This window comes from Sporomusa acidovorans, assembly GCF_900101845.1.
Taxonomy (GTDB): domain Bacteria; phylum Bacillota; class Negativicutes; order Sporomusales; family Sporomusaceae; genus Sporomusa; species Sporomusa acidovorans.
The window spans coordinates 126,588-137,132 of record NZ_FNAM01000010.1; the positions used below are offsets into that span (position 1 = coordinate 126,588).

The 10,545-nt window shown below is 44.9% G+C and carries 11 protein-coding genes and 1 rRNA gene; 11 read left to right on the plus strand and 1 reads right to left on the minus strand.

Annotated elements, in window-relative coordinates:
* The first annotated feature begins 138 nt into the window (after window positions 1–138).
* The 3 genes from BLR65_RS09445 to BLR65_RS09455 all read left to right on the plus strand — a co-directional run bounded on the left by BLR65_RS09445 (window position 139) and on the right by BLR65_RS09455 (window position 2,562).
* Window positions 139–1,110 carry a biotin--[acetyl-CoA-carboxylase] ligase gene (locus tag BLR65_RS09445; RefSeq protein WP_093793943.1) on the plus strand — a complete coding sequence of 324 codons (972 nt, stop codon included), beginning with the start codon at window positions 139–141 and terminating at the stop codon, window positions 1,108–1,110.
* Window positions 1,111–1,125: 15 nt separating this feature from the next.
* Window positions 1,126–1,698 (plus strand): biotin transporter BioY, encoded by a 573-nt coding sequence (locus BLR65_RS09450; RefSeq protein ID WP_093793944.1) that lies wholly within the window; start codon window positions 1,126–1,128, stop codon window positions 1,696–1,698.
* A 99-nt stretch (window positions 1,699–1,797) separates the two neighbouring features.
* Window positions 1,798–2,562, plus strand: coding sequence for a type III pantothenate kinase (locus BLR65_RS09455; protein WP_093793945.1), 765 nt, complete (start codon window positions 1,798–1,800; stop codon window positions 2,560–2,562).
* Between the two features lie 34 nt (window positions 2,563–2,596).
* Here the strand turns inward: BLR65_RS09455 and BLR65_RS29670 are convergent, their stop codons facing one another.
* Window positions 2,597–2,761, minus strand: a complete 165-nt coding sequence (locus BLR65_RS29670) for a hypothetical protein (protein WP_169716717.1) — start codon at window positions 2,759–2,761, stop codon at window positions 2,597–2,599.
* 77 nt (window positions 2,762–2,838) lie between these two features.
* Here BLR65_RS29670 and dusB point away from each other — a divergent pair, with 77 nt between their 5' ends.
* From dusB to BLR65_RS09495, 8 genes are all read left to right on the plus strand, one after another.
* On the plus strand, window positions 2,839–3,816 hold the full coding sequence (gene dusB, locus BLR65_RS09460) for a tRNA dihydrouridine synthase DusB (protein ID WP_093793946.1): 978 nt from the start codon (window positions 2,839–2,841) through the stop codon (window positions 3,814–3,816).
* 156 nt (window positions 3,817–3,972) lie between these two features.
* Entirely contained in the window at window positions 3,973–4,935 is a 963-nt protein-coding gene (locus tag BLR65_RS09465; protein WP_093793947.1) for a hypothetical protein, read from the plus strand.
* Window positions 4,936–5,048: 113 nt separating this feature from the next.
* On the plus strand, window positions 5,049–5,570 hold the full coding sequence (locus BLR65_RS09470) for a helix-turn-helix domain-containing protein (RefSeq protein WP_093793948.1): 522 nt from the start codon (window positions 5,049–5,051) through the stop codon (window positions 5,568–5,570).
* A gap of 15 nt (window positions 5,571–5,585) precedes the next feature.
* The gene (locus BLR65_RS09475; RefSeq protein ID WP_093793949.1) at window positions 5,586–6,488 is read left to right on the plus strand and encodes a quinate 5-dehydrogenase; all 903 of its coding nucleotides are present in this window, start codon (window positions 5,586–5,588) and stop codon (window positions 6,486–6,488) included.
* 14 nt (window positions 6,489–6,502) lie between these two features.
* A complete protein-coding gene (locus BLR65_RS09480) occupies window positions 6,503–7,597 on the plus strand; it encodes a saccharopine dehydrogenase NADP-binding domain-containing protein (protein ID WP_093793950.1) in 1,095 nt (364 codons plus the stop codon).
* A 259-nt stretch (window positions 7,598–7,856) separates the two neighbouring features.
* Window positions 7,857–8,336: a transcription elongation factor GreA gene (gene greA / locus BLR65_RS09485; RefSeq protein WP_093793951.1), complete on the plus strand. Its 480-nt coding sequence runs from the start codon at window positions 7,857–7,859 to the stop codon at window positions 8,334–8,336.
* 37 nt (window positions 8,337–8,373) lie between these two features.
* Entirely contained in the window at window positions 8,374–9,870 is a 1,497-nt protein-coding gene (gene lysS, locus BLR65_RS09490) for a lysine--tRNA ligase (RefSeq protein ID WP_093793952.1), read from the plus strand.
* A 606-nt stretch (window positions 9,871–10,476) separates the two neighbouring features.
* Window positions 10,477–10,545, plus strand: a 16S ribosomal RNA gene (locus BLR65_RS09495); the annotation flags it as partial.

The following is a 10,545-nucleotide window of genomic DNA, read 5'->3' on the forward strand; positions in this document are numbered from 1 at the left end:
TCACTTACTTCCTATAGAAATGCTATCACAAACCGGCTGGTCTTGTATATAGTATTCTATAAAGGCAAGGACGGAATTTGACATTCGTTAACCTATATTTTATTATTAGGATAACAATATAACTTGGAGGGTTATGAAGTGAGGACAGCTATCCTTGAATTGCTTAAGCACAACGAAGGGCACTATATATCCGGAGAAGAACTTTCTCATACCCTTAATGTATCACGGACGGCAGTGTGGAAACACATTCGCGCTTTAAAACAGGACGGTTATGAAATTGAAGCCCACCCGCGTCTTGGCTATGCGCTGCGACAAAACACCGACCGGTTGCTGCCTGATGAGATTAAGGCCCATTTAACCAGCCGGATGCTGGGACAGGAGATTCATTATTTTCCAGAAGTAGACTCAACCAATAATGAAGCGAAAAAGCTGGCGGCAAACGGTTGTCCGGAAGGAACCATTGTTGTGGCTGAATCGCAGGCTACCGGGCGCGGGCGTCTTGCCAGAGGCTGGTTTTCGCCTTTTGGCAAGGGAATTTGGTTTTCTGTTGTGCTGCGCCCGCCATTTGGACCAATGGATGCTGCAAAATGTACACTCATGGCGGCTGTGGGTGTAAATCGTGCCATCAATCGCGTAACCGGTGTCGGCTGTGGTATAAAGTGGCCCAATGATATTTTGTGGAATGGTCGTAAGGTAGTAGGAATTCTTACTGAAATGAGCGCCGAAATGGATGCCATCAATTATGTGGTGATTGGTATGGGAATTAACGCCAATATGAAGGAATTTCCCAGCGAAATCGCGGCGACAGCCACCTCGCTGGCACTCGCTACAGGCCAAACTGTTTCACGGGTTATCTTATTGGCTGAAATTCTGGCGGAGTTGGAAAACGTATATACGCTTGTCCAGCAAGCGGGATTTGAATCTGTTTTTGCCGCTTGGCGGCAAGAGTCTATAACCCTGGGGCGGCAGGTTAGGGTGCAAGGTTTTCAGCGCAATTTTTCGGGTTTGGCCGTAGATATCGATGCGGATGGCGCCCTTTTAATCAAAACAGCGCAAGGTGTGGAACGGGTATTGGCCGGCGATGTCTCGATCCGGTATGATAATCAATAATCGTAGGAGGCAATTATGAATATAAGGGATATGGCACTTACCAGTTTATTTGCCGCATTGCTTGCCGTTAGTGCTCAAATATCTTTTCCGCTGGGGCCTGTGCCGGTTACGCTGCAGATTCTGTTTATTCTGTTGGCAGGTATGGTCTTAGGAAGGCGTTTGGGGCCGGCCAGTGTTGCCATATGGGTACTGCTCGGAGTTTTTGGCTTACCGGTATTTGCCCAGGGAAAGGCGGGAGCCGCTGTGCTAATTGGACCAACCGGAGGATATATTCTCGGCTATTTTATTTGCACGTATATTGTTGGTTATGTTGCGGAAAACTTTAGATTGACATATAAAGCAACTACTATCGCTATGTTTGCTGGGTTGGCGGCGATCTATGGCCTGGGATTAGCCGGTTTTATGTTGTCGTTTCATTATGTACTGCATAAAGCAATAACATTGGATCAGGCTCTTAATCTGGCGGTATTGCCGTTTCTACCACTTGATTTTTTTAAGATGCTGATTGCTGTTTATGGCGGTGTACGTATCCGGCGGGCTTTGGTAAAAGCGGGACTGCTTGCGACTGAGCAACTGCATAGTAATTAAGTCGATATTTACAATTTCCCTGCTTTTAAGGTACAATTATAGCGATTAAATGATTGGCTGATTTCCCAGCCGGGTAGTTTATACAGGGGGATTTTTTTCATGCTATTAGTATTTGATGTTGGTAATACCAACATCGTTTTAGGAATGTTCAAGGGCGAAGAACTTTGCTGTCACTGGCGAATCTCCACCGATAGGCAGAAAACCGGTGATGAGTATGGTATGCTGCTGAATAATCTATTTGCTTACCGTGGACTCAAGATGGAGGATGTAGAAGCGATTGTTATCTCTTCTGTCGTACCGCCGCTGGATGTGCCGTTAATCAGAATGTGTCAACGGTATTTTAACGTCAAACCGCTTGTTGTGGGGCCTGGCATTAAGACCGGTATTTGTATAAAATATGAAAACCCGCGCGAAGTGGGTGCAGACCGGATTGTTAATGCCGTTGCCGCTTATGCCAAATATGGCGGGCCGCTTATTATTGTTGATTTTGGAACGGCAACTACTTTTTGTGCTCTAGCGGAAAATGGGGATTATCTTGGTGGCGCGATTGCTCCGGGTATTTGGATTTCCACCGAGGCTTTGTTTCAACGGGCAGCGAAATTGCCACGTATTGAACTTATTAAACCCAAGACGGTTATTTGCCGCAATACCATCAGTAGTATGCAGTCAGGTATCATTTATGGATTTGTGGGGCAGGTCGATGAAATTGTCCGCCGGATGCGGGCCGAGTTAAGCCAAGCAGCGACTGTTGTTGCCACAGGCGGTCTGGCTAATTTAATTGCCCAGGAATCTCATACGATTGATAAAGTAGATACATTTTTGACCTTAGAAGGTTTAAGGCTTATTCACGAACGAAACCACTAGGAAAATGCTAAATTTCAGACAGGGTTTCAGTTCATCAAGATAAACCTGTATTATCGGAGTATGTAAAGGAGCGGTCAATTAATGACCGCTTTTCTGGTTTTTTTAATGCTATATATTCCGCATTAAAGAATATTGCGGCGCAGGCGGGTGGTGCATTGACAACGCTCCACCACTGGCGTTTGACTTCCGCTTTTGCCAACACACCACCCGCCTGCACAAATCTTTAGCACGTTGTATATATACGGCTATTACGAAGTCGTTTTTTAGGAGGAACATATGCGCATCGGCACTATTACATTGGCAAACCCTGTTATTCTCGCGCCTATGGCGGGAGTTACTGATTTGCCGTTCCGTTTGCTGGCCAAAGACATGGGATGTGGTCTGGTATATTCTGAAATGGTCAGTGATAAAGGGTTAATTTACGACAATATCCATACCAAAAAACTGCTGGCGATTGATGACCGCGAGCGGCCGGTTGCCTTACAGATTTTTGGCTCAGACCCGGAGAGTATGTCGCAGGCAGCCGCAATTGTTGCAGCAGCGGGCGCAGATATTATTGACATTAATATGGGTTGCCCGACGCCGAAAATTGTCAAAAATGGAGAAGGTTCGGCTCTTATGCGAAAACCTGATTTGGCTTATCATATTATCGCTTCCGTAGTAAAAGCCGCCGGCACTGTTCCCGTGACTGTAAAATTCCGCAAGGGCTGGAATGAGCAGTCGGTAAACGCCGTTGAAATTGCTGTCTTGGCAGAAAAGGCCGGTGCCGCAGCCGTCAGCGTACACGGGCGTACCCGGGAACAGTTTTATTCCGGTCAGGCGGACTGGAATATAATTCGTCAGGTAAAACAGGCAGTTAAGATTCCCGTGATTGGCAACGGGGATATTTGCTCGCCGCAAGCTGCCAAGCGCATGTTGACGGAGACCGGCTGTGATGGCATAATGATAGGGCGGGGAGCCCAGGGAAATCCGTGGATATTCCGCCAGGTTGCCCACTACCTCGCTACTGGTGAAATTCTATCACCGCCAATGCTTACGGAACGGATTGATATGTTGCTGAGGCACCTTGACATGCTTGTGGACCACAAGGGCGAATATGTCGGCATTCGCGAAATGCGCAGCCACGCCGCCTGGTATACCAAAGGCCTGCCCAGCTCAGCCGAACTCAGGCTAAAATTTAACCAGGCCGCAAGCAAAGAAGACTTTATTCGCATTATGGAAAACTACCGCATAGATGTAACAGCAAGAACTTAATTTTAGCGCAAAGGCCGGAAACCGATTAGAAATGTCCAGATACGAGGCGCGACGAGGACGTGACCGCAGTCGTACTGGGAAGTACGTCGGAGGGAACGCCCACAGGAGTAACGAAGTAGATGGGCGTTTATAATCGGTTTCCGCAGGGGGATAAAAATGCATATGCTCATCATGCCCGTCGCCAATGGCGTGCTGCCAAGGCCGCAGGGAGGAACAATTACCGGTATGTTTATCATCGAAAACGGTGGACAATTACTACTGGACGTAGGCGTGGGCAGGGAAATCCTGATTTGTCCGTGGATTGCTGAGGAACAGGCCTTATATCCGGTTGGTGTCATTGTGCGCATTATGAATATATGGAATCAAACTGCCGTAGATGATAATGGCGTGGAAATGCCTGTCCTTATGGCCAAATTAGAAGGAAGAGGTCATGCCCGCTGGTATACCATGCGAACGACCGGTAACTATATATATTCGAGTGATGTCGAATATATCAGCCTAAACAAAATACGAAAAGAATATCCGGCTATCTCCGGCGCCGGTTGGACACCGCAGGGTGGGTATACCGAGTTCCGGGACAAAAGCGATATTCCGATTACCATTTACGGCGTGGATTTGGAAACAGGCGAACAAGTAAGCATAAAAGCCAACCTGGGCGGACTGGTTGAACTGGAGCAGGCCCATACGATTGAACACTCGATCATCAGAGCATTAAATACTTATGGTTTATGCACGGCTCGGACTTTAATTAAAGCTTTGGCCCGAGAAACTGACGAATTAAAAAAATCCGTTGAATTCAGTATTAAGCATACGATGCCGGAAGTGCTTGGTTTAACGGCCAGCGGCGCTTGTGGTAATCCCATGACCAATTTAGCCCAATTTTATTTAGCGAAAGAATTTGTTAGTAATATTCAGGCTGGTAAGTCACTGAATGAGTCTATCGATAAAGCCCGCCGTTCGACTATGTCTCAGCTTACGGAGGAGATTGGCCTTACGATGAATCAGGGCATCCGCGTTCTTCAGGGCTTAAAAAAAGGTATGGCTCATGATGATACGGTATTAAAACTGGAAACCTATAAACGGGTAATTGGCCGTTTTCCCTTTGAACCGTGGGAATAACGGTTTTTTTTTGCTTAAGATTGTGTGGAAAAACTTGTTAATTGGTAAATTTGATGCTAAACTATGTATGTACACAACTCTGTGCACATATACTAAAGGGAGATGAACAAGCCGTGTTGCTTCGTATTGGCGACAAGATTGTTGATCGACAAAAAATTCACCACACCATAGATAGAATTCTTGAACTGCGGCGAGATGGTTTGTCACAGCAAGACGTGGCAGGTCAGGTGGGGGTTGATCGCACCTTTGTCTCGCGGCTGGAAACAATCGGCGAAATTCGCAAAGGTGGTCGGGTGGCACTCATTGGCTTTCCCATTAAAAACTGCCAGGAGATTTATGATGTAGCCAGACAAGAGGGGATTGATTTTTGCCTTGTTTTGTCTGATAAAGAACGTCTTGATTTTGTTCAAACCAAAAGTGGTGTGGAATTATTCAATACGATAATGGATATTATTGCCAATGTGCGCAAATATGATATAGTTATTATCATTGGCTCAAATATGCGCATTAAATTAATGGAAACCCTATTGGATAAAGCCGTAATCGGTGTGCAAATCGGTGAATCGCCGATCTCCGAGGATAAGTATGTTAATCCGGAGGATATCTGTGCGCTCATTAGACAACTTAGGTTTTAGCAGGAGGATACAAAGATGAAACAGGTGGCAAGCATTAGTCTGGGTTCATCAAAACGTAATAGTACGGTTATTACCGAAATTGGTGGTCAGCAGTTTCAAATACAAAGGATTGGAACGGATGGGAGCAAGCAGACTGCTGCCGAACTTATTCGCAAGATGGATGGTCAGGTTGATGCCATTGGCTTAGGTGGCACCGATTTGTATATTTATGCCGGCACCAAGCGTTATACGTTCAGAGAATCAGCGGCCTTAGCCGCTAATGCCCAAAGAACACCCGTAGTAGACGGCAGTGCTATTAAAAATACGTTGGAACGCCGGGTAATCTCTTATTTAATTACCAAGCATGGCGTTAGGTTCCAGGATCAACCGGCACTTATCGTATGTGCTGTCGATCGGTTCGGCTTGGCGGAAGCTTTAGCCGCTGCAGGCAGTAAGATGGTATTTGGTGATTTAATGTTTGGGTTAGGATTGCCAATACCAATAACGACTCTGGGTGGTTTGGCACGATTGGCCGGCCTGGTGGCGCCGATTATAACCAGGCTTCCGGTCAGCTTATTTTATCCTACCGGTAATAAACAAACACAAGTGACGCCGAAATTTGAAAAGTATTTTGAGGATGCTTCCATCATAGCGGGCGATTTTCACTTCATCAGACGGTATATGCCGGCAATGCTGAAAAATAAGTTAGTTATTACGAATACGGTAACACAAGAAGACGAGGCTTTATTGAAGCAACGGGGAGTTGATACCCTTGTAACCACGACCCCGGAAATGGGAGGCCGCTCTTTTGGTACAAATATATTAGAAGGGGTGCTAACAGTTCTAGCCGGTAAACGGCCAGAGCAGCTCACACCAGAAGATTACAGTAATCTCATTGAGCAAGCAGGAATTGAGCCAAGGGTTAAAAAACTTACTTAAGGAGGCGCTTGTATTTGCAAAAGTTTGCTTTTATAGTTCATCCTTTTGAAGCTAGTGATGTTAGCCGGAAATTCCCTTTTACCCGTAGGTTGCCTGACGGGTTAGTTGAAGGCATAATCAAATACATACCACCATTCAAAGTTTCACACATTACCGGGATTGATTCAGGACATAATAAGGCGGAAGGATGGTTGGTGGCATGCCCCCTTACATCCCGCCAAATGGTTACTATGCCTGAACCTTATGTGATTAACAAAATTATCAAGGCTGGTAAGCTGGCTGAAAAACTAGGAGCTGAGATTGTTGGACTGGGCGCATTTACTTCTGTCATTGGTGATGCTGGCATAACGATAGCTAAAAATTTGAATATTGCCGTAACAACAGGTAATAGCTATACAGTGGCTACCGCACTGGAAGGAACGCGCCAAGCAGCGAAGATGATGGGGGTAGATTTGGAACGGGCTAACGTAGTTATTCTTGGTGCGACTGGATCGATTGGTTCGGCCTGTGCTCAGATTTTAGCCAAGGAAGTCCGTTTTCTAACACTTGCTGCCCGTGATGAAACAAGACTTGAGAAACTTGCCAAACAAATTTTAAAATCTACTGGATTAGCTGCACGGGTAACGGCAAATACTAAGCATGCAATTCGCAACGCGGATGTAGTCGTTGCCGTAACCAGTGCTGTTGATAGCCTAATTGAACCAGAGGATTTAAAGCCTGGAACCATCGTCTGCGATGTGGCCAGACCACGCAATGTTTCCCGCCGGGTAGCGGAAAACCGTAATGACGTATTCGTGCTGGAAGGCGGAGTTGTCGAAGTTCCAGGAGATGTACAGTTTGGCTTAAATTTTGGATTTCCACCGCGAACCGCCTATGCTTGTATGGCTGAAACCATGATATTGGCGCTAGAAAAGCGTTATGAGAATTTTACGTTAGGACGGGATCTAACGGCTAAGCAAGTCGAAACGATGAATAAACTAGCCGCAAAACATGGTTTCAAACTGGCTGGCTTCCGCAGCTTTGAGCGGGCGATTACGACGCAGGAACTTGCCGCAATAAAAGCCAATGCTGTGGCAAATGTTTCCCAAGTACAGAAAGGAGTGCTTTAGAAAATATTGACAAAATCCATATTTATGCCTATAATAATGAAAAATAGAGGATAACCGTATTACCGCGGGCCGCCTCTTAACACTAACAGTGTCAAGTTCTACTTGGCACTATTTATATTGTCTGATTCCCTGAGTTAAAAAAAAATCCACTAGAAAGGCAATTTTAAACGCACAAGGAATACACTATCTACTAAGAAAAAATTTATAATATTTGCAAAAGTATTTTTGGCAAGTATTTAAATAAAGAGGAGAATGTACCATGGAAAAAGACGTTATGCTTACCATTGACGGACTGAAAAAATTGGAGCAAAAGCTGGATCATCTCAAATCGGTTCGCCGCCGGGAGGTAGCTGAACGTATTAAACAGGCAATTGAATTTGGCGATATCAGTGAGAATTCCGAGTATGAAGATGCTAAAAATGAACAGGCGTTTATCGAAGGCGAAATCCTTACACTGGAAAAGATGCTACGTAATGCCAAGGTAATTGACGAAGGGGAAGTTGGTACAGACATCGTTGCCTTAGGTTCAACTGTCAAACTTAAAGATTTAGAATTCAATGACGAACTGGAATACACAATTGTTGGTTCGGCTGAGGCCGATCCGGCTGAACTTAAAATTTCTAACGAATCGCCGGTTGGTCAGGCCATTTTAGGGCAAAAAGTTGGCAGCGTTATTGAAGTAAATGTTCCGGCAGGTATCCTTAAGTATGAAATTATGGAGATCAGACGACAACACTAATTTTTAGCTGAAGAAAGCAAGACAGGGGAGAAATTTAATGGCAGAACAAGAAGCACTAAAAGATAGCCAGGCGGCTGAGGAGCTTAATGAACTCATGAGGGCGCGGCGGGAAAAGATGGAGAAAATTGCCGCCCTGGGTATTGAGCCATTTGGCCGGAAATATGATTTTACTCATCATGCGCAAACCATTATTGAACAGTATAATGAATTAGAAGGACAAACCGTGCGAGTAGCCGGACGCCTGATGGCGGTTCGCGGTCACGGCAAAGCCAGCTTTGGTCATGTTATGGATATGAGCGGTAAAATTCAGGTTTATTTCCGCCAGGACGTGATGGGGGAAACTGCTTACGAACAATTCCGCCTTTTGGATATTGGCGATATTATTGGCGTTGAAGGAGTTGTTTTTACCACTCAGAAGGGTGAAATCACGATAAAGGTAAATAAATTTGAGTTTTTGGCTAAGTCTTTGCGCCCGTTGCCGGAAAAATGGCATGGATTAAAAGATGTCGAGACCCGTTATCGGCAGCGTTATCTTGATTTAATTGTTAATCCGGATGTGCGGAATGATTTTGTTATGCGTAGTAAGATTATTAAAGCTGTTCGACAACAATTAGACGACCGGGGCTTTCTAGAGGTAGAAACGCCCATGATGCACCCAATTGCTGGTGGTGCGGCAGCAAGGCCATTCGTTACCCACCATAATGCCCTTGATATGAAGCTCTATATGCGTATTGCGCCGGAACTTTATCTCAAACGGCTAATCGTCGGCGGCTTCGAAAAAGTCTATGAACTCGGCCGGGTGTTTAGAAATGAAGGCATTGATATTAAACATAATCCCGAGTTTACCATAGTTGAACTTTATCAGGCTTTTGCCGACTATCAAGATGTGATGCGGTTGACAGAAGAAGTCGTAGCCGGAGTTGCTCAGACAATTTTAGGGACAACAAAAATTACTTATCAGGGACAGGAAATTGATCTTACACCTCCATGGAATCGTCTCACCATGCCGGAAGCTATAAAGAAATACGCAGGAGTAGATTTCAGCGTGGTTAAAACAGTGGCCGAGGCCCGTACGATTGCCGATAAGCTTGGAGTTAAATATGAACAGAAACATGGAATCGGCGGTATCCTGAACGCTGTTTTTGAAGAAGTTTGCGAAGAGCATCTGATTCAACCTACCTTTATCATTGGGCACCCCACAGAAATATCACCGCTTGCTAAACGCAACAAGGAAAACCCGGAAATTACCGACCGTTTTGAAGCGTTTATCTTTGCCCGTGAAATTGCCAACGGATTCTCGGAGCTTAATGATCCTATCGATCAGCATGGACGTTTTGCCGATCAACTGGCTCAGCGAATGGCTGGTGATGATGAGGCTCATATGATGGATGAAGATTACATCAATGCACTGGAATACGGTTTGCCGCCGACAGGCGGTCTGGGCATTGGCATTGATCGGTTAGTTATGTTTTTAACGGATTCCTATTCAATAAGAGATGTACTCTTATTTCCCCACATGCGTCAGCGCGAATAGCAAAAAAGGTTGACCTCTGCGGTCAACCTTTTTTATATTATCCGAAAGCAACCTTGCTGATAATATGTAAGAACGCCTATACCCCTAAAGGAGTACAGGCGGCTGCTGCCGGCATTCTGAAAGACTTACACAAGCCAAGTCTTTCTATATATTTTGCATTTGAGAAGCTTGCAAAAATTTTTAGTATGTGTTTGATTGGAGAGGAAGTTGCTGTTGAAAAAATTCCTGATGAGTCACGCCTTCGGTGTTGACAGGCTTAAGTGGCTATGGTAAGATATTTTTCGTTCAGTCGTGTAATTGATTGCAACGTATTTGGGAAGAGCTGTTGACAAGATAAGTTGAGATATGATACTATATAGAAGTCGCAAAAACAGCGATTGAAAATTCCAAAATAAATATATTGACACATCAATTCTTGATGTGATAATATATAAAAGCTGTCGCGGTTCTAAATGATAGATGCGCGACATGTTCCCTGAAAACTGAACAATGTAAGTAATGCATCAAAAAGCCAGATGTGCGGTTATATATCGCTTGCGATATATAAAACCAAAACAATTTCCAAATAGATTGTAAGAGCCAACAAATGGCTTCAATAAATATACTTTATTGGAGAGTTTGATCCTGGCTCAGGACGAACGCTGGCGGCGTGCCTAACACATGCAAGTCGAACGG

Excerpts from the sequence above, each read along its gene's own strand:
- greA (WP_093793951.1), top strand. The coding sequence starts at position 7,857 with ATGGAAAAAGACGTTATGCTTACCATTGACGGACTGAAAAAATTGGAG.
- BLR65_RS09475 (WP_093793949.1), top strand. The coding sequence starts at position 5,586 with ATGAAACAGGTGGCAAGCATTAGTCTGGGTTCATCAAAACGTAATAGT.
- BLR65_RS09455 (WP_093793945.1), top strand. The coding sequence starts at position 1,798 with ATGCTATTAGTATTTGATGTTGGTAATACCAACATCGTTTTAGGAATG.
- dusB (WP_093793946.1), top strand. The coding sequence starts at position 2,839 with ATGCGCATCGGCACTATTACATTGGCAAACCCTGTTATTCTCGCGCCT.
- BLR65_RS09465 (WP_093793947.1), top strand. The coding sequence starts at position 3,973 with ATGCATATGCTCATCATGCCCGTCGCCAATGGCGTGCTGCCAAGGCCG.
- BLR65_RS09450 (WP_093793944.1), top strand. The coding sequence starts at position 1,126 with ATGAATATAAGGGATATGGCACTTACCAGTTTATTTGCCGCATTGCTT.
- lysS (WP_093793952.1), top strand. The coding sequence starts at position 8,374 with ATGGCAGAACAAGAAGCACTAAAAGATAGCCAGGCGGCTGAGGAGCTT.